This is a genomic window from Ancylobacter lacus (assembly GCF_018390635.1).
GTDB classification, from domain to species: domain Bacteria; phylum Pseudomonadota; class Alphaproteobacteria; order Rhizobiales; family Xanthobacteraceae; genus Ancylobacter; species Ancylobacter lacus.
In genome coordinates this window covers 172,833-190,865 of sequence record NZ_JAHBGE010000057.1, presented here as the reverse complement: position 1 = coordinate 190,865, position 18,033 = coordinate 172,833, and the positions used below count along the sequence as shown (strand labels likewise).

General features: G+C 71.6%; 21 protein-coding genes and 1 other RNA gene. 17 read left to right on the top strand and 5 right to left on the bottom strand.

Annotated elements, in window-relative coordinates; all coding sequences use genetic code 11:
• Nucleotides 1–17 precede the first annotated feature (17 nt).
• Nucleotides 18–242 carry a 50S ribosomal protein L31 gene (gene rpmE / locus KHC27_RS14740; RefSeq protein WP_213340130.1) on the top strand — a complete coding sequence of 75 codons (225 nt, stop codon included), beginning with the start codon at nt 18–20 and terminating at the stop codon, nt 240–242.
• 414 nt (nt 243–656) lie between these two features.
• Here rpmE and rcdA read toward each other — a convergent pair whose 3' ends face one another.
• Both rcdA and KHC27_RS14730 read right to left on the bottom strand, forming a co-directional pair.
• On the bottom strand, nt 657–1,160 hold the full coding sequence (rcdA, locus tag KHC27_RS14735; protein WP_213340129.1) for a protease adaptor protein RcdA: 504 nt from the start codon (nt 1,158–1,160) through the stop codon (nt 657–659).
• 262 nt (nt 1,161–1,422) lie between these two features.
• Nucleotides 1,423–1,614, bottom strand: a complete 192-nt coding sequence (locus KHC27_RS14730) for a DUF1192 domain-containing protein (RefSeq protein WP_213340128.1) — start codon at nt 1,612–1,614, stop codon at nt 1,423–1,425.
• Between the two features lie 222 nt (nt 1,615–1,836).
• On the opposite strand from KHC27_RS14730, the gene KHC27_RS14725 reads away from it, so the two are divergent.
• From KHC27_RS14725 to KHC27_RS14700, 6 genes are all read left to right on the top strand, one after another.
• Nucleotides 1,837–2,817 carry an NAD(P)H-quinone oxidoreductase gene (locus tag KHC27_RS14725; protein WP_246519959.1) on the top strand — a complete coding sequence of 327 codons (981 nt, stop codon included), beginning with the start codon at nt 1,837–1,839 and terminating at the stop codon, nt 2,815–2,817.
• A 107-nt stretch (nt 2,818–2,924) separates the two neighbouring features.
• Nucleotides 2,925–3,080, top strand: a non-coding RNA gene (gene ssrS, locus KHC27_RS14720) — 6S RNA.
• A 123-nt stretch (nt 3,081–3,203) separates the two neighbouring features.
• Entirely contained in the window at nt 3,204–3,833 is a 630-nt protein-coding gene (locus tag KHC27_RS14715; RefSeq protein ID WP_343210915.1) for a 5-formyltetrahydrofolate cyclo-ligase, read from the top strand.
• Between the two features lie 6 nt (nt 3,834–3,839).
• Nucleotides 3,840–4,655, top strand: coding sequence for a TIGR00282 family metallophosphoesterase (locus KHC27_RS14710; RefSeq protein ID WP_213340126.1), 816 nt, complete (start codon nt 3,840–3,842; stop codon nt 4,653–4,655).
• Between the two features lie 170 nt (nt 4,656–4,825).
• A complete protein-coding gene (locus KHC27_RS14705) occupies nt 4,826–5,572 on the top strand; it encodes a YebC/PmpR family DNA-binding transcriptional regulator (protein WP_213340125.1) in 747 nt (248 codons plus the stop codon).
• A gap of 44 nt (nt 5,573–5,616) precedes the next feature.
• A complete protein-coding gene (locus KHC27_RS14700; RefSeq protein WP_213340124.1) occupies nt 5,617–6,561 on the top strand; it encodes a glycosyltransferase family 8 protein in 945 nt (314 codons plus the stop codon).
• A 16-nt stretch (nt 6,562–6,577) separates the two neighbouring features.
• Here KHC27_RS14700 and KHC27_RS14695 read toward each other — a convergent pair whose 3' ends face one another.
• A complete protein-coding gene (locus KHC27_RS14695) occupies nt 6,578–7,324 on the bottom strand; it encodes a sulfite exporter TauE/SafE family protein (RefSeq protein ID WP_213340123.1) in 747 nt (248 codons plus the stop codon).
• Nucleotides 7,325–7,733: 409 nt separating this feature from the next.
• Between KHC27_RS14695 and KHC27_RS14690 the strand changes: the two genes are divergently transcribed.
• Nucleotides 7,734–8,672: a DMT family transporter gene (locus KHC27_RS14690; RefSeq protein WP_213340122.1), complete on the top strand. Its 939-nt coding sequence runs from the start codon at nt 7,734–7,736 to the stop codon at nt 8,670–8,672.
• Nucleotides 8,673–8,774: 102 nt separating this feature from the next.
• Here the strand turns inward: KHC27_RS14690 and KHC27_RS14685 are convergent, their stop codons facing one another.
• Together KHC27_RS14685 and KHC27_RS14680 are read right to left on the bottom strand one after the other, a co-directional pair.
• Nucleotides 8,775–9,515, bottom strand: coding sequence for a metallophosphoesterase family protein (locus KHC27_RS14685; protein WP_213340121.1), 741 nt, complete (start codon nt 9,513–9,515; stop codon nt 8,775–8,777).
• A 237-nt stretch (nt 9,516–9,752) separates the two neighbouring features.
• Nucleotides 9,753–11,246 carry a S1C family serine protease gene (locus KHC27_RS14680; RefSeq protein ID WP_213340120.1) on the bottom strand — a complete coding sequence of 498 codons (1,494 nt, stop codon included), beginning with the start codon at nt 11,244–11,246 and terminating at the stop codon, nt 9,753–9,755.
• A 183-nt stretch (nt 11,247–11,429) separates the two neighbouring features.
• Between KHC27_RS14680 and ruvC the strand changes: the two genes are divergently transcribed.
• The 9 genes from ruvC (at nt 11,430) to KHC27_RS14635 (ending at nt 18,020) form a co-directional block, all read left to right on the top strand.
• Nucleotides 11,430–11,954 carry a crossover junction endodeoxyribonuclease RuvC gene (gene ruvC / locus KHC27_RS14675; protein ID WP_213340119.1) on the top strand — a complete coding sequence of 175 codons (525 nt, stop codon included), beginning with the start codon at nt 11,430–11,432 and terminating at the stop codon, nt 11,952–11,954.
• 46 nt (nt 11,955–12,000) lie between these two features.
• Nucleotides 12,001–12,618: a Holliday junction branch migration protein RuvA gene (ruvA, locus tag KHC27_RS14670; RefSeq protein ID WP_213340118.1), complete on the top strand. Its 618-nt coding sequence runs from the start codon at nt 12,001–12,003 to the stop codon at nt 12,616–12,618.
• A 121-nt stretch (nt 12,619–12,739) separates the two neighbouring features.
• A complete protein-coding gene (gene ruvB / locus KHC27_RS14665; protein ID WP_213340117.1) occupies nt 12,740–13,774 on the top strand; it encodes a Holliday junction branch migration DNA helicase RuvB in 1,035 nt (344 codons plus the stop codon).
• Nucleotides 13,775–13,828: 54 nt separating this feature from the next.
• A complete protein-coding gene (locus tag KHC27_RS14660; RefSeq protein WP_213340116.1) occupies nt 13,829–14,461 on the top strand; it encodes a TetR/AcrR family transcriptional regulator in 633 nt (210 codons plus the stop codon).
• 94 nt (nt 14,462–14,555) lie between these two features.
• Nucleotides 14,556–14,981, top strand: coding sequence for a DUF2852 domain-containing protein (locus KHC27_RS14655; protein ID WP_213340115.1), 426 nt, complete (start codon nt 14,556–14,558; stop codon nt 14,979–14,981).
• A gap of 87 nt (nt 14,982–15,068) precedes the next feature.
• Nucleotides 15,069–15,563 carry a tol-pal system-associated acyl-CoA thioesterase gene (ybgC, locus tag KHC27_RS14650; protein WP_213340114.1) on the top strand — a complete coding sequence of 165 codons (495 nt, stop codon included), beginning with the start codon at nt 15,069–15,071 and terminating at the stop codon, nt 15,561–15,563.
• 294 nt (nt 15,564–15,857) lie between these two features.
• Complete coding sequence (gene tolQ, locus KHC27_RS14645; RefSeq protein ID WP_213340113.1) at nt 15,858–16,571, top strand: protein TolQ; 714 nt, start codon at nt 15,858–15,860, stop codon at nt 16,569–16,571.
• Between the two features lie 3 nt (nt 16,572–16,574).
• The gene (gene tolR, locus KHC27_RS14640; RefSeq protein WP_213340112.1) at nt 16,575–17,027 is read left to right on the top strand and encodes a protein TolR; all 453 of its coding nucleotides are present in this window, start codon (nt 16,575–16,577) and stop codon (nt 17,025–17,027) included.
• Nucleotides 17,028–17,033: 6 nt separating this feature from the next.
• Complete coding sequence (locus KHC27_RS14635; RefSeq protein ID WP_213340111.1) at nt 17,034–18,020, top strand: energy transducer TonB; 987 nt, start codon at nt 17,034–17,036, stop codon at nt 18,018–18,020.
• The last annotated feature ends 13 nt before the right edge of the window (nt 18,021–18,033 follow it).

Sequence of the window (18,033 nt, the reverse complement as noted above, 5' to 3'; positions counted from 1 at the left end):
CGGCGAGGATGCAACCCATGAAGAGCAACATCCATCCCGACTACCACTTCGTGAAGGTGGTGATGACGGACGGCACCGAGTACACGACCCGCACGACCTGGGGCAAGGAGGGTGACACCCTTGCTCTCGACATCGACTCGACCTCGCACCCGGCCTGGACCGGCGGCTCGCAGCAGCTGCTCGACCGCGGCGGCCGCGTGTCGAAGTTCCAGAAGAAGTTCGCGGGCTTCCTCAAGGCCTGATCCGGCCCGCGGCGGCCCGGCGGCGCGCTTCGGCACGGCCTGTCAGGGCCACGCCGCGCGGCCCGGGAAACGCTGCGTCGCGCGGGCATCGTGCCCGCCGGCCCGCCCCGTGGCGACCGACAGCAGCCTCCGTGCACAGCGCGGGGGCTTTTGTCGTTTTCCGGCCCGCCGGACGCCCCACCGCCGGCTGCCGCGATGACCGCCCACCGCCCCGGCGCCCCGCCGATGCGGCGACGGGCCGCGGCGGCTGTGCCCCGTCTCTTGCGGAACGGGCAGCCTTCCGCGCAACGCGCGGCGCGCTCGCTGGACCGCGCAACGCGCTCGCTGACCGCTTGCGGCGCCGTTCCCGGTGCCCGGTCCTCAGATGACAGGTTCTGCTTCCCAGAGCATGGCCGCCCCGGCGCGGCCCTGGCCTCAGCCGGCCTCGAAGGCGGCGCGCAGCCGGCCGATCTGGTCGTTCACCGGGTTCGGCACCTCCAGCGCGCGGCCATACAGCGCGGCGTCGAGCCGCACGATGCGCTCGCGCAGCTCGTTGGAGCTGTCGATCAGCGCCAGCAGCCGCTCGGGCAGCTCGCGGGCTTCCTCCTCCGGCAGCACATGGACGCGCTCCAGGTCGATGCGGCCCTTCTGCCGCTCGGCCTCGGCCAGCGTCATCTCCCGTTCGTTCACCGTGCGCTGCAGCAGCAGCCAGGAGGCGATCTGCATCAGCCGCGTGGTGAGGCGCATGCTCTCGCGGGCGTAGATCAGCATGGGGTTGCGGGAGAGGTGGCGGCTGTCCTCGCGGCCGGGGCCGTCGAGATAGGCGGCGGTCTGCTCGACCAGATCCATGCCCCGGGCGAAGAGATGCTCGAAGCTCTGCGCGGCGAGCATGCGCTCGCGGAAGTCGACGGGCTGGGCGGGGGCGCCATGATCGTTCATGGCCTCAAGTCTTGCCGCAACAGCCGCGCCGGGTCGAGTGCGGGCGGGCCACACCGGCGCTGCCGCACACAAAAAAGAGCCGCCCGAAGGCGGCTCGAAGGCTTTGACAGGGAGGCGTCAAACAGAGTGGACAGGAGCCACTCGCGTCCAGAATTGGACGTCAACAGTGATGCGCCGGAAAGCTTAACGCGCCGTTAAGCCTGTTTTGCGCCCGCCCTTCCACGGCCGGACGGGACGGGCCGGCGTCGTTCACCCCGCGCCGTCAGCGCTTGAAGAAAACATCCGCCGCCTGCCGGGAGGCCTTCTTGGCGGCCAGCGTGGCGCGCAGCCGCGCGATCTCCGCCTCCAGCGCGAGGATGCGCTCGTCGATCTCCGATTCGGACAGGGCCGAGAGGTCCCCGCCGATCTCCAGCGCCGGGCGCGGCCGGCGCGGCTCGTCGTCGATGAAGCTCATGGCGTTCCTCCGTTGCGTCGGGGCGCGGCGGGCGGGCCGCGCCGGCTCCACGGCAAACTATATCAGCCGCCGCCGGTTGCCAGCCCGGCGGGCATGACCTACCAAATCCGCCAGTCGCCGCCCGGCGCGCCACGCCGCGCCCTGGCCGGCTTTGCCTTTCCGTGCCGGCGCCGCGCGCGCCGGCCCTTCAGGAGTGAGCCCGTGTCCGACCTGCCGACGAGCATGACCGCGATCGCCATCCCGACCCCGGGCGGCCCCGAGGCGCTGGTGCCGGAGACGCGGCCGGTGCCGGCGCCGCGCCCGGGCGAGATCCTCGTGAAGGTCGCCGCCGCCGGGGTGAACCGGCCGGACGTGATGCAGCGCAAGGGGCTCTATCCCCCGCCGCCCGGCGCCCCGGACATTCCCGGGCTGGAGATCGCCGGCGAGGTGGTCGGCGTCGGCGAGGGCGTCACCCGCTGGAAGCCCGGCGACAAGGTCTGCGCGCTGGTGTCGGGCGGCGGCTATGCCGAGTATTGCCTCGCCGAGGAGGGCTCCGCCCTGCCGGTGCCGGCGGGCCTCTCGCTGGCCGAGGCGGCCGCGCTGCCCGAGACCTTCTTCACCGTGTGGACCAATGTGTTCGACCTCGCCGGGCTGAAGCCGGGCGAGAGCTTCCTCGTCCATGGCGGCACCTCCGGCATCGGCACCACGGCGATCCAGCTCGCCAGGGCGTTCGGGGCGAAGGTGTTCGCCACCGCCGGCAGCGCGGAGAAGTGCGCGGTGTGCCGCGACCTCGGCGCCGATCTCGCCATCGACTACAAGACCCAGGACTTCGTCGCCGAGCTGAAGCAGGCCACCGGCGGCAAGGGCGTCAACGTCATTCTCGACATGGTCGGGGGCTCCTACATCGCCCGCAACTACGAGGCCGCCGCCCCGCAGGGCCGCATCGTGCAGATCGCCTTCATGGAAGGCTCGAAGGTGCAGATCGACTATATGCGGCTGATGCTGAAGCGGCTGTCGCATATGGGTTCAACCCTGCGCTCGCGCCCCGGCGCGGAGAAGGCGCGCATCGCCGCCGCGCTGGTGGAGAAGGTGTGGCCGCTGATCGAGGCCGGCACGGTGAAGCCGGTGATGGACCGCAGCTTCCCCCTCGTCGAGGCCGCCGCCGCCCATGCCCGCATGGAATCGAGCGCCCATGTCGGCAAGATCGTGCTGACGGTCGGCTGATCGGCCTCCCCGGTTGGTGACGGCGGCGTGCCGCGCCCCGTCACGAACCGGGGAGAAGCCCGCGCATCCCTCTGGCAATCGGCCGCGCGACGTCCTAGATTTGTCGTGCGGGGCTGCGCGGTTCGTCAGGAGAACATATTCCCCGGGGCCTTATCGATCTCAAAGGGAGCTGTCCCTGACCGGACCCGTGGGTCCGGACATATGGCGCCCACCTACGTTGTAGGTTCCCGGGATCGATTTCCAACGGCCATCGCGGCTCCGCACTCGCCTTCGGCGTCCGGTTTCCGGCGCCACCCGGTGCATCTCCGTTCCGGTGTCCACCGGTTCCCGTTGCCTGCCGGTTCCTGTTGCCCGTGTGGCGTCCGGCCACCAGTACGGCGCCTGCCATGCCGCAAATGCCTCCCTCCTCCGCCCGCGACCCCGACGCCATCGCCGCCACCAAGACGCGGCTGCGGCGCGAGGCTCTGGCACGCCGCGCCGCGCTGACCCCGGCGGAGCGCGAGGCCGGGGCCGAGGCGGCGGCCGAACACGCGGCGGAGTGGCTCGGCACCGTGGCGGGCGAGACCGTGGCGCTGTTCGTGCCCATCGGCCATGAGATTCCCACCGGCCCGCTGGTCCGGCGCCTGCGCGCCGCCGGGGCCCGGCTGGCGCTGCCGGTGGTGGTCGGCCCCGCCGCGCCGCTGGTGTTCCGCCGCTGGGACGCGGCGGTGCCGCTGGAGCCGAGCCCGGGGCCGGGGCGCTTCGCCATTCCCGCCCCCCCGGCCGGCATGGCCGAGGTCGACCCCGACATCGTGGTGGTGCCGCTCGCCGCCTTCGACACACGGGGCAACCGGCTCGGCTATGGCGGCGGCTTCTACGACCGCACGCTGGCCCGGCTGCGCCGGGTGAAGCGGGTGGAGGCGCTCGGCTTCGCCTTCGCGGTGCAGCGGCTGGACGAGCTGCCCGCCGGCGCCCATGACGAGCGGCTCGACGCCATCGCCACCGACGCCGGCGTCATCCTGCCGACGGAGGAGTAGCCCTTCATGCGCATTCTGTTCCTGGGCGACGTGGTCGGCCGGCCGGGCCGCCATGTCGTCGCCGAGCACCTGCCGCGGCTGCGGCGCGACTTCGCGCTCGATTTCGTGGTGGTGAACGGCGAGAATGCCGCCGGCGGCTTCGGCATCACCGAGGCGATCTACGAGGAACTGCTGGAGGCCGGCGCCGACGCGGTGACGCTCGGCAACCACGCCTTTGACCAGCGCGAGGCGCTGGTCTTCATCGAGCGGGCCCCCCGCCTCGTCCGCCCGGCCAATTTTCCCAAGGGCACGCCGGGCCGGGGCGCGGCGCTGGTGGAGGCGCAGAACGGCGCCCAGGTGCTGGTGGTCAACATGATGGGCCGCTCCTTCATGGACCCGCTGGACGACCCCTTCGCCGCGATCGACCGCGAGCTGGAGGCCTGCCCGCTCGGCCTCGCCGCCGACGCCATCCTCATCGATTTCCACGCCGAGGCGACCAGCGAGAAGCAGGCCTTCGGCCACTGGTGCGACGGCCGCGCCAGCCTCGTCGTCGGCACCCACACCCATGTCCCCACCGCCGACCACCGCATCCTGCCCGGCGGCACCGCCTTCCAGACCGACACCGGCATGTGCGGCGCCTATGACGGGGTGATCGGCATGGACAAGGAGGAGCCGCTGCGCCGCTTCACCCGCAAGATCGGCGCCTCCCGCTTCGAGCCCGCCGCCGGGCCCGGCACGCTGGCCGGCCTCGCGGTGGAGACCGACGCCACCGGCCGCGCCGTCGCCGTGGCCCCGGTGCGGATCGGCGGCGACCTTTCCCCGGCGCTGCCCGGCTTCTGGTGAGCCGCAGGGCGCCGCCCTTCATGGCGGCCGCCTTTCCGGTGGCTCCGCGTCGCGGCGGCGCGCCGCTTTACGTGCGGGCGGGCTTGCGCCTATAAGCCAGCCGCATTCGGTTTCGACAGGAAGACGTGCCCGGCCGCGCATCGGCCGGAGCGCGCGACGTGGAGGCGGCGATGGCCGGTCATTCGCAGTTCAAGAACATCATGCACCGCAAGGGCAAGCAGGATGCGGTGCGCTCCAAGCTGTTCTCCAAGCTGGCGCGCGAAATCACCGTGGCCGCCAAGATGGGCATGCCCGACCCGAACATGAACCCGCGCCTGCGTGCCGCCGTTCTCGCCGCCCGCGCCGAGAACATGCCGAAGGACAACATCGACCGCGCCATCAAGAAGGCGCTGGGCGGCGACGCGGAGAACTATGACGAGATCCGCTACGAGGGCTATGGCCCCGGCGGCGTCGCCGTCATCGTCGAGGCGCTGACCGACAACCGCAACCGCACCGCCTCGGAAGTGCGCTCCTACTTCACCAAGTCCGGCGGCGCGCTGGCCGAGACCGGCGCGGTGTCCTTCATGTTCGACCGCATCGGCGTCATCGCCTTCGACGCCGCCAAGGCGTCGGCCGACGACATGCTGGAAGCGGCGATCGAGGCGGGGGCGGACGACGTCTCCTCCGACGAGAACGGCCATGAGGTGGTCTGCTCGGTGGAGAACCTGCACGAGGTGGCCCGCGCGCTGGAAGCCCGCTTCGGCGAGCCGCGCAAGTCCGGCCTGGTCTGGCGCCCGCAGAACACCGTGGCGGTCGACGACGAGGTGGCGGAGAAGCTGATCCGGCTGGTCGACACGCTGGAAGACAATGACGACGTCCAGAACGTCTACGCCAATTTCGAGATCTCCGAAGGCCTCATGGCGAAGATGAGCGCCTGAGCGTCCTTCGGGGCGCGCCCGCGCCCCGCAACTGGGAGGGCGCCGTGCGCCGCCTCACGGTCGTCACGGTCACCGACCGTACCTATGTCGAGCTCACCGGCGTCATGCTGCTGTCGCTGGCGGCGCATGGCGGGGAGGCCGTCTCGGCCGTGCACGTCTTCGGCACCGGCCTCACCGACCGGGACCGCGCCCGCCTCTCGGCCTGCCATCCCCGCCCGGCGGACCTGCACATCCACGACGTCGACCAGTCCATCCGCGACGTGCTCGGCCGGCTGGTGGCGCGCACCCATGTCAGCCCCTCCGCCTATGTGCGCCTCCTCATTCCCCATCTGCTGCCGCAGGTGGGCGAGCGGATGCTCTATGTCGACTGCGACACCCTCATCAACGCGCCGCTGGCGCCGCTGGTGGAGGTGGAGATGGGCGGCCATGCGGTGGCCGCCGTCCGCGATGCCCGCACCTCCGCCCATGGCGAGTGGAACCGCCGGCTCGGCCTGCCGGAGGACACGCCCTATCTCAATTCCGGCGTGCTGCTGATCGACCCCGCCGCCTGGCGCGCCGCCGGTCTCTCCCGCCACAGCCTCGACATCGCGCTGAACCAGGGCGACCGGCTGCGCCTCATGGACCAGGACGCGCTGAATCTCGCCCTCGCCGGGCGCTGGCAGGAGCTGCCGCGCACCTGGAACTACTACGAGACCTCCTATGTCTCGCGCCGCAGCGGCAATGTGGAGGGGTTCGCGGCGGCGAACATCATCCATTTCGTCGGCCGCTCCAAGCCCAACCACGCCGATTGCCGCCACCCCGCCACCGCGATCTGGCGGGCCCACCGCGCCCGCTCGCCCTGGGCGCGGGCGCCGCTCTCCAACGCCGCGCTGCGCAATGTGCGGGTCTATGTGGTCGAGGCGCTGCGCCGGGTCGGCCGGCTCGCCCGCCGCTGCCGCGACGCGGTGCGCCGCCGCCCGCCCGACCTGCCGCTCGACGATCCGGCATAGCCCCGGGCCCCGGCCCTCACGGCCGCAGCAGCGGGTCGAGCAGCGGCAGGCTGGCCAGCGCCGCCAGCGCGATGATGACATAGGCCGCGATCCGGTAGTGATGGTCCGCCGCGCGGGAAAAGGCATGCGAGCCGAGCCACACCCCCGCCGCATAGAGCGGCCCCAGCACCACCGCCAGCCGCAGCACCTCGGCCGTAAACATGCCGCTGGCGAGATAGGCGGTGCCGCTCGCCACCGTCGCCACGGCGAAGAAGCCGAACAGGTTGGTGCGCACCTGCAGCGGGTTCTGCTGGCCGCCGAGCCAGTAGGCCACCACCGGCGGGCCGGACATCTGCGCCGCGCCGCCGAACACGCCGGCCACCGCGCCCACCGCCAGCGTCACCCACAGCCGCGGCCGCCCGCCATAGCGCCAGCCCGACATCAGCAAGGCGAGCAGCGCCACCGCCACCGCCGCCAGCAGCCAGCGCAGCGCCACCGGGTCGATGTGGCGCAGCAGCGCGACGCCCGCCGGCACGGTGAGCACCGCGCCGGCCGCGAGCGGGGCGACCTCGCGCCAGACGCAGCCGCGCAGCGCCCGCCCGACGATCGGCAGCGTCATCACCGTGTCGACCAGCAGCAGCACCGGCGCCGCGACCTGCGGCCCGAACGCCGCGCTCACCAGCGGCACGAAGATGAGCGCGCCGCCGAAGCCGGAAAAGCCGCGGGTGATGCCGGCGACCAGTGTGGCGACGCAGGCCCAGATCAGTGCGAAGTCGAACGACATGGCGGGAGCCGGGGGCCAGTCTGGCGCGAAGAGGGCTGCGGAAGCGTGCCGCGCCGGGCCCGGCGCCGCCGGCCCGCAGGCACGCCGGCCCGCGCGCGGACCGGATGATGCGTTGCCTATCGCAGAGTCGGGGAGCGATTTAAAGGCCGGACGGTGCCGGCAGAGCGGCGGTGAGCGGGGCAGGCGGGGGGCATCGGCACAGCCCGGCGCATCCTTGCCGGCGCAGCCTCGCGGAGCCGTGCCGGGCGGTGGGGCCGGCGACGGTTCCATCAGCGCCAGGCGAGGAATCCATCGCCAAAACGCGTTTGTCGCCGCCCCTCGCCCTCGCCATGTTACGCCCGCGCCCGCCGCCCGTTCCGCCGGGTGGCGCACCGCCCGTCCAACGCCGCCCCGCGGCCGGAAAGCCCCGATGTCCTCCTCCTCGCCCACCGCCCCGGCCGCCGGCTCCGCCGCCCCGGCCACCCCCGGCGCCCTGCGCAACCGGCTCATCGGCTATGCCGGGGCGCTGCTGGCCGTCACCATCTGGGGCGGCTGGATCGTCTCCACCCGCCACGCCGTGCACGGCCACCTGCCGCCGGCGACGCTGGGCTGGCTGCGCTTCGTGGTCTCCGCCGTGGTGCTGGCGCCGTTCTGGCTGAAGGTGGGGTTGTGGCCCAAGCGCAACCTCGTGCCCTTCCTGGCCTGCTTCTTCGGCGCGGGCGGGCTGTTCTTCCTGGTGGTGGGCAACGCGATGCGTTTCGTGCCGGCGGCCGATGTCGGCCCGCTGCTGCCGGGCACCATGCCGCTCATCGTGGCGCTGATCTCGGTATTCTGGTTCCGCGAGCGGCTCGGCCGGCTGCGGATCGCCGGCTTCGCCTGCATCGCGCTCGGCGTGCTGACGCTGAGCGGGCGCGGGTTGCTGCATTTCTCCGACGGCGCGTGGCGGGGCCACCTGCTGCTGCTGCTCGGGGCCAGCATGTGGGCGGGCTATACGCTCGCCTTTCCCCGCACCGGGCTGAAGGTGACGGAGCTGGTCGGGCTGGTCGGGCTGTGGTCGACCCTGGTGCTGACGCCCTATGGCCTGCCCGGCGTGGTGGAGGCGGTGCAGCAGGGCTATGGCCCGGAGGTGCTGTTCCAGCTCGTCATGCAGGGCCTGCTCTCGGGCGTGGTGGCGCTGATGGGCTTCGGCACCGCGCTGAACCGGCTGGGCTCCTCCCGCGCCGCCGCCTTCACCGGGCTGGTGCCGGCGCTGGCGACGCTGATCGCGATTCCCGTGCTGGGGGAGCATCCCGATCTCGCCGCCATCATCGGGGTGATCGCGACCGGGGTGGGCGTCACGCTCGCCAGCGGCGCGCTCGGCCGGGGCTGAGGCGCGGGGCAGGGGACGCGGGGGCAGGGGACGCGGGGGCAGGGGACGCGGGGGCAGGGGACGCGGGGGCGGGGTCTGCCGCCCCGATCGAGGGCGCCGCGTTCAGGCCGGCGGCAGGCGCCCGGTCCGGGCGGCATGGGCGAGGCCGGCAAAGCCGAGCGCCTCGGCCTGCCGGGCGGCGGCTTCGGCGTCGTAGGGCACGGCGCGCAGCTCGGCCGCCCAGCCGCCGGCGCGCCGCTCCACCACGGCGTAGCGGGCATGGGGCGCGCCGGCCTCCACCACATGGGGCACCGGCGGCCCGGCGCGGTAGGCCGGCATGCCGACGCTGCCGGGATTGACCACCAGCACCCCGCCGACCGCCACCACGCGCGGCGTGTGGGTGTGGCCGCACAGCACGAGCCGGGCCGCCCCCACCCCGGCCAGCCGCGGCAATATGGCGGCTTCCGCCGCCAGCACCGTGCGGCCGGCGTCGATATCTTCCAGCAGGTAGTCGTCATCCCCGCCCGCCGGGCTGCCGTGGCAGGCGAAGACCTCGCCGTCGGCCAGCGACAGGGTGGGCGGCAGGCCCGCCATCCAGTCGAGATGCGCGGGGTCGAGCCGCTCGCGCGCCAGCACGTCGAGCGCGCCGCTGCCGCCGTTCAGGACCTGGCGTTCATGGTTGCCGGCGAGGGTGGCGGCGTCGAGGGCCATCTGCGCCCCGGCGCTGGCGCGGGGATCGAACGGGCCGGAGACGAGGTCGCCGAGATTGACGAGGAGATCGGCCCCCGCCCCCCGCAGCTCGGCGAGCACCGCGGCGAGCGCGAGGCTGTTGCCATGGACGTCGGCGATGACGGCGATGCGCATGCGGCCCTCCAGCCGGGGGAATGGCGGCCGGGTGCGGCCGGGTCGGTCCTCCCGGCATGTTGGGCGAAGGCCGCCGGGCTGGAAAGGCTGCCGTCGGCTTTCCCGCGCCCTTCGCGCGCCGATGCCCCCATCCGCCGCGTCGCCCGCCCGCAGCGGTGGCACCGGTGGCCTTCGGCCCCTCCGGCGGCCGGGAGACGGTGCTGCCCTGTGAAACGGGCGGCGGCGGGCGCCGCCGGCTCAGCGCTCGCAGACCACCTGTGCGGTGAAGCGGCTGCCGGCCTCGGCGAGGTCCTCCGTCTTCAGCTCCGGGCCGGGCGGCTCGATCCGGGCCGGAATCTCGGCGGCGTGGAGGAAGGCCAGCACCGCGCCATTGCCGAGCGCGAAGTTCACGTTCTGCGGAATGGTGCCGGCGAGCTTGAGCGTCACCATGTCGTTGAGCTTGGCGGTGGCGATCCCCATGACCCGGCCGGTCGAATCGAGCACCGGCCCGCCGGAATTGCCCGGCTGCAGCGGCGCGGTGAACTGGAAGTAGCGGGTGTCGCCATCGAGGCCCGACAGGCTGCTGACCATGCCGGCGGTGACGTTGATGGCGCTGCCGAGCAGATCGGAGAGGGGATAGCCGAGCACGAGCGCGCTGGCACCGGGCCGCACCGGCTCGCCGCGCAGCCGCGCCACCGCCTTCGGCGTGCCGGCGTTCAGCCGGATGAGGGCGAGGTCGTTTGCGGCGTCCTTGCGGATCAGCAGCGCCGGCCCGTAGCCCCGGACCGAGAGCGAGCGGCAGTCGCCCGCGACATGGGCATTGGTCAGCAGGGAGCCATCCTCGGCGATGAAGAAGCCGCTGCCGGTATAGGTGCCGTGCTCGGCGGCGGCCGGCGCAGGAGGCGCGGCGGGCGTCGGCGTGGCGGGTGTGGGGGTAGCGGGTGTGGCGGGCACGGGCGCGGCCGCCGGGGCCGCGGCCGGCGGAACGCTCGCGATCGCCGGCCGGCGGGGAGAGGTCGCGTCCCAGATCGGGCCGGACAGCCGGGTGCCGTCGGCGATGAAGGAATCCGGCGGAATCTTGCCCTCGCGCTTCCACGCGTCGCGCATCTCGCCGGCGAAGCGGGTGGGAATGGGGCCGAGGACGATGGCGAACCGCCCGTTCGCGGCGCGGGACACGAAGAGGCGGGGAAAGGTCGGCAGCAAGTCCTGCGCCACCAGGATCGCGGCGTCGAGGTCCTCCCGGCTCGCCAGCACGAGGTAGCGGTCGACGGCGGTGGCATCGAGAATGGCGGCCGGGCCTCCCGGCGGCCCACCCGCCGCGCGCAGCGCCGCGATGCGCCGGCCGAGGCGGGATTCCAGCGCCGCCCCGAGCCCCTCGACATAGGGCCCCGTCAGGAAGGCGTGGCCGGTGCCGGGGCCGTAATAGCGGTCATGGGCCTCCTCCATGGCGAGCAGCGGCTCGACGCAGAAGGGAACGGCCTCGGCCGCCAGCGCCGTCACCGTGCCCTCGCGCGCTGCCTCGGCAAACCGCGGGTTGCGCGCCACCGCCCCGGCGAGACAGTCGCTCGCCGCCCGGGCATAGGGCACGAAAGCCGCGCGCTTCTGCTTTTCGCTCAGGGCCGGGGCGGTCCAGCCGCCGCTCCACGGCCGTGCCCTGGGAACGTGGTCGAAGAAGCGGGGCTCGCGTGATTCCACGGCGATCACGCCGCTGCCGATGGCCGCCGCCAGAAGAAGGATCGACCCGATCGTCATGCACGCTCCCCACCCGGCATGATTGTACCCCGCGCCGATGCGGCCGCAAGGGAAGGCCGCCGCCGTGACGCGCCCATCCCGCCGCGTCCGCGTTCACCCTTCCTTCACCATGCCGGCGCGGCGGCGGCGACGGCGCCGCCCGCGGCCTTTCCGTTCGTCCTTTGTTCAGCTACGCCCTTGGGCATGGCGACCCCCCCGATTCGCATTCTCGGTCTCGACCCCGGCCTCCGCCGCACCGGCTGGGGGATCATCGAGGCGTCGGGCACCCGGCTGTCCTATGTCGCCTGCGGCGCGGTGCTGCCGCCCGAGGACGCCCCGCTCGCCGCCCGGCTGGCGGCGCTGCATGACGGCCTCGCCGCCGTCATCCGCGCCCACGCCCCGGACGAGGCGGCGGTGGAGGAAACCTTCGTCAACATGAACCCCGCTTCCACCCTGAAGCTCGGCCAGGCCCGCGGGGTGGTGATGCTCACCCCGGCGCTGGCGGGGCTGCCGGTGGCGGAATATGCCGCGCTGCTGGTGAAGAAGACCGTGGTCGGCGCCGGCCGCGCCGAAAAGGGCCAGATCCGCATGATGATCAAGGTGCTGCTGCCGCGTTCCGATGTCGAGAGCGACGACGCGGCGGACGCGCTTGCGGTCGCCATCACCCATGCGCAGCATAGGGGCGCCGCGGCGCTGCGCGCCGCCGTGCTCGGCGCCACCCCGGCATGAGGGCCGGGGCGGGGGATCGGCAGCCTCACAGGAGCGGTGGCGAGCGATGATCGGGAAGCTGAAGGGCGTCGTCGACAGCTATGGCGAGGAGCACGTGATCCTCGACGTGCACGGCGTCGGCTATCTCGTCCACTGCTCCGGCCGCACCCTGCAGGCGCTGCCGGCGGCGGGCGAGGCGGCGACCCTGTTCATCGAGACCTTCGTGCGCGAGGACATGATCCGGCTCTACGGCTTCGCCTCCGAGGCGGAGAAGGCGTGGTTCACCCTGCTGCAGCAGGTGCAGGGGGTCGGCTCCAAGGTGGCGCTCTCCGTGCTCTCGGTGCTTTCCCCCGCCGAGCTCGCCAACGCCATCGCGGTGGGCGACAAGGCGATGGTGTCGCGCGCCAATGGCGTCGGCCCACGGGTCGCCGCCCGCATCGTCGCCGAGCTGAAGGACAAGGCGCCCGGCTTCGCCACGCTCGACCCGGCGGTGACCGGCCTCGCCGGCGCGCTCGACACCGGCGCCGCGCCCGCCCCGGTGGCGGACGCGGTCTCGGCGCTGGTCAATCTCGGCTACGCCCAGCTCCAGGCCAGCGCCGCCGTCGCCACCGCGCTGCGCGAGCTGGGGGAGGGGGCCGACACCGCCCGCCTGATCCGCGCCGGGCTGAAGGAACTCGCCCGGTGAGCCGGGTGGCGCGGGCGCCGGAGCCGCCGCATCGCTCCCATCGGCCTCCAGGGGCGGATGAATGGACACATCGTCCACCTCACCGCACCGACCAGCCACCGCTTTCGCGCGGGGGGCGGGCATGAGCAAAGGGCGCCTCATCACCCCGGAACGGCGGGAAGACGACGCCGAAACCTCGCTGCGCCCGCAGATGCTGGGCGAATTCGTGGGTCAGGAACAGGCCCGCGCCAATCTCGACGTCTTCATCAAGGCGGCGAAAAGCCGGGGCGAGGCGCTCGACCACGTGCTGTTCGTCGGCCCCCCGGGATTGGGAAAAACGACGCTGGCTCAAATAGTTGCGCGGGAATTGGGGGTCGGTTTCCGCTCCACCTCCGGCCCCGTCATCGCCAAGGCGGGCGACCTCGCGGCGCTGCTGACCAATCTTGAGGAACGCGATGTCCTGTTCATCGACGAGATTCACCGGCTGAATCCGGCGGTGGAGGAAATTCTCTACCCAGCCATGGAAGATTACGAGCTGGACCTCATCATCGGCGAGGGGCCGGCGGCCCGTTCGGTGAAGATATCGCTGTCGAAATTTACCCTTGTCGGCGCCACCACCCGCTCGGGACTACTGACGACACCTTTGCGCGACCGGTTCGGCATCCCGATCCGGCTCAATTTCTACACGGTTGAGGAATTGACGCTGGTGGTTACACGCGGCGCGCGGGTGCTCGGCATCGCGATCACCCCGGACGGCGCGCGCGAGATCGCCCGCCGCGCCCGCGGCACCCCCCGCATCGCCGGGCGGCTGCTGCGGCGGGTGCGGGACTTCGCGCTGGTGGCGGGGCGGGCCAGTATCGACCAGGTCGCGGCCGACCATGCGCTGCGCCACCTCGAGGTCGACCAGGCCGGGCTCGACCAGATGGACCGGCGATATCTCTCAATGATCGCAATGAATTACGGCGGCGGGCCGGTGGGCGTTGAAACCATTGCCGCCGCCCTCTCCGAGCCGCGCGACGCGATCGAGGAGATCATCGAGCCCTATCTGGTGCAGCAGGGATTCGTCCAGCGCACCCCCCGCGGACGGGTGCTGACGGCCGGCGCGTTCCGCCATCTGGGCCTCGCGGTCCCCACGACCACGGCGCAGATGCCGCTGTTCGATGCCGGCGATGAATAGCCGCCGCGCTTCCGGCATCGACGCGGCGGCAGCTGTGATGTAAGCCCTTTTCACATGAGCGGGTCCAAAGGCGGCGAATCCCGCGGCTATCACCACGGCAACCTCCGGGAAGCCCTGATGAAGGCCGCGCTTGAACTGATTGCGGAGCGCGGCCCCTCCGGCGCGACCTTCGCCGAGGCGGCGCGCCGCGCCGGCGTCAGTCCCGCCGCACCCTATCGCCATTTCCGCGATCGCGAGGAGCTGCTTGCCGCCGTCGCGGCGGCCGGTTTCGAACGTTTCGCCGAGGCGCTGCTGAAAGGCTGGGACAGGGGGCGGCCTCGCCCCGCGGAAGCGTTCGAGCGTATGGGCCGGGCCTATCTCGACTTCGCCCGGACCCACGCCGCCGACTACGTCGCCATGTTCGAATCCGGCATCGCGGTGGAGGGCAATGCCGCCCTCCAGCAGGCGAGCCAGCGGGCCTTCGGTGTGCTGCGCGAGGCTGCGGAGGCGGTGGTGGCGGACATGCCGGGCCCGGTGCGCCCGCCCGCGCTGATGGTGGCACTCCACACCTGGGCGCTGGCGCATGGCGTCGCCTCGCTGTTCGGCCGCGCCGACGCCGCCCGCCGCAAGGTGCCGATGTCGCCGGAAGACCTGCTGGAAGCCGCCTTTCTGGTCTATCTCCGCGGTCTCGGCGCTCCCCAAGCGTAAAGTGGAGGGGTGCTCCATTGACAAAGCGCCGAGGTTTTCCTACCTATGTAAATGTGATTAACATTCACTCGATGATCTCACCGGGAAAGACGCCATGGAGTTTGCTCACAAGCTCGACAATTACGGCAAGCCGGCCTGGATCGCGCTCACGGTGCTGGGCTTCATGGCCTGGTGGCCCCTGGGGCTCGCGGTTCTGGCCTTTTCGATAGGGAGTGGACGTATGGGATGCCGCAGTCCGCGCGACTTCGCGCAGTGGCAGGACCGGGGGCGCGATGCCTTCCGCAGTGCCTTCGGTGATCGCTGGAGCCGCGGCTTCAGCTCCAGCGGCAATGCCGCCTTCGACGAGTACCGGCAGGAGACGCTGCGCCGACTCGAGGAGGAGCAGCGCGATTTCCGCTCCTTCCTAGAGCGGCTGCGCCAGGCCAAGGACAAGGCGGAGTTCGACCAGTTCATGGCCGACCGCCGCTGCCGCCCCGCCGGCCAGCCCGGCCCCTCCGGGCCGGAAGGCCCCCAGGGCTGAGCCCTGCCGACGCCGCTCGCCGATTGACGCAACGTGATGGCCGCGCCCTTTGTTCACAAGGGGCGCGGCCTCGTCTATAGGGCGGTTATGACCGAGCGCCCCGTCTTCTCCGCCGCCGACCCCTTCCTGCATCTCGCCGGCCGCCTGGTGCCGGGCGGCCATGTGCTGCCGGTGCGGGTCTATTACGAAGACACCGACTTCACCGGCATCGTCTATCACGCCAACTATCTGAAATTCATGGAGCGCGCCCGCTCCGACCATCTGCGGCTGATCGGCGTGAGCCAGGGCGAGCTGTTCGGTCAGGCGCAGGAAGAGGCGCCCGGCTTCGCCTTCGTGGTGCGCTCGATGAGCATCGACTATGTCCGGCCGGCGCGGTTCGACGATGTTCTGGAGGTTCACACCAGCCCGTCCGAGGTCGCCGGTGCCTCCATCACCCTGCACCAGAAGGTGATGCGCGGCCCCGATCTTCTGGTCGAGGCGAAGGTGAAGGTCGCATTCGTCGCCCAGGGCCGCGCCCGCCGCATCCCCGACGCGTTGCGCGCGGCAATGAAGGCCGCTCAGGCCGAGGCCCCCGCCGGCTGAAGCAGTGGTGGACACCGCATCGGCCGTGCAACACGGCTGTTGCAATGCCGCAACGGTAACGCGCTATTAACCCTAGTCCGTCTTAGATGGGGGCGAGGCGGGCCGACATGCGCCCAAGTTTCGTCAGAATCCACGCAGAACACGGGTTTACGTTCGGTGGGTCCTGCGGAACGGGCCGTGGTGGCGGCCTCGCGGAACGGTTTCGTCGCCACCCCGGCTTGACGGACGTGATGAAGAGCTGCGGACCGGTGTGAGCCGGGCGATGCGCCAGCCCTGGTGCGAGGTTTTGATCAGATGAATCCTGCCGACGTGGCACAGACGGCGATGGCCGCCCCGAGTGCCGACCTGTCTCTTATCGGTCTGTTCCTTCAGGCCCATTTCATCGTGAAGTTCGTCATGGCGGGCCTCGTGGTGGCGTCGGTCTGGGTGTGGGCGATCATCATTGACAAGACGATCCTCTTCACCCGCATGAAGCGGCAGATGGACCGCTTCGAGCAGGTCTTCTGGTCCGGGCAGAGCCTCGAGGAGCTCTACCGCTCGCTTTCTTCCCGCCCCAACCACGCCATGGCCGCCATCTTCGTGGCCGCCATGCGCGAATGGAAGCGTTCCTATGAGGGCGGCGCCCGGTCCTTCGCCGGCCTCACCCAGCGGCTCGACAAGGTGATGGACGTGACCATCGCCCGGGAGGTCGAGCGGCTGGAGAACCGGCTGCTCGTTCTGGCGACGGTTGGCTCCGCCGGTCCCTTCATCGGCCTGTTCGGCACGGTGTGGGGCATCATGACCAGCTTCCAGTCGATCGCCGCCTCCAAGAACACCAGCCTCGCCGTGGTGGCCCCCGGCATCGCCGAGGCGCTGTTCGCGACCGCAATCGGCCTCATCGCCGCCATTCCCGCGACGATTTTCTACAACAAGTTCGTGTCGCAGGTGAATCGCCAGGCGCTGCGGCTGGAGGGGTTCGCGGACGAGTTTTCCGCCATCCTGTCGCGGCAGATCGACGAGCGGGGCTGATCGATGGGCATGGGCGGAGCCGGGGCAGGGGGCTGGCAGTCGCGGCGCTCGCGTCGGCGCGGCGGCGGTGCCGTCATGTCGGAGATCAACGTCACCCCGATGGTCGACGTGATGCTGGTTCTGCTCATCATCTTCATGGTGGCGGCCCCGATGCTCACGGTCGGCGTGCCGCTGGAGCTGCCCCAGACCGAGGCCAAGGCGGTTGAGCAGGACAAGGAGCCGCTGGTCATCTCGATCAACGCCAAGGGTCAGATCTTCCTGCAGGACACCGAGATCCAGGTTGACGAGGTGGTGCCGAAGCTGCAGGCCATCGCCAAGGCTGGCTATGACGAGCGGGTCTTCGTCCGCGGCGACAAGACGGTCGACTACGGCACCGTGATGAAGGTGATGGGACGGCTGTCCGGCGCCGGCTTCAAGCGCGTGGCACTGGTCTCGGACGTCGAGCAGGGGAACTGAGCGGCCATGCGCGCGGGCCTCATCTCCTCGGCTGTTCTCCATGGCGGCATTCTGGCCTTCATGATCTTCTCCTTCGCCTCGCCGCATCCTTTCGACGTGGCGCCGGCGGAGTCGATGCCGATCGACATCGTGTCGGATGACGAGCTGTCGCAGATGATGGCCGGCAAGAAGGACGCGCCGAAGGCCGAGGCGCCGAAGCCGGTGGTCGAGAAGGTCGCGCCGACGCCGAAGCCCGCGGAGAATCTCGAGGCCCCGGTTTCCGAGAAGCCGGAGGTGAAGGCGGCGAACGAGCCTCCGCCGCCGCCCCCGCCTCCGCCGCCCCAGGTGAAGCCGCCGGAGCCCAAGCCGCCCGCGCCGGCACAGGCCGAAGCCAAGCCCGCCCCCGCGCCGCCGCCCCCTGATGCCGAGGCGCTGAAGTCGAAGCCGCCGGAGCCTAAGCCGCCGGAGCCGAAGCCCGAGGAAAAGCTGGCCCAGATTCCGCCGGCTCCCCCGCCCATGCCGCCGAAGAAGCCGCCACCGCCCAAGCCGGTGGTGCAGGCGCCGCCGCGTGACCAGGAAGAGCGCAAGTTCGACACCAACCAGATTGCCGCCCTGCTGGACAAGCGCACACCCTCGCGTCAGGCCGCGATCGGCGACACCATCAACAACACCGCGGCCCTTGGCGCCTCCACGGGTTCCGCCGCCCGGCTGTCGCAGACCGAGATCGACGCCCTGCGGGCGCGGCTGATGGGTCTGTGGAACCCGCCGGCCGGCGCGGCCAACCCCCAGGAGCTCATCGTCACGGTGCGGATCCGGCTGAACATCGACGGGACGCTGGCGGGGCCGCCTCAGGTGATCACCTCCGGCCAGAGCCAGTTTTTTATGACCGCTCGCGACAGTGCGATCCGCGCCATCTTCCGCGGCCAGCCCTTCGACATGCTTTCGCCCTCGAAGTACGAGGCGTGGAAGGATATCGAGATCACCTTCGATCCCCGCGACATCGTGCGCGGGTGAGCGTTCATGCCGC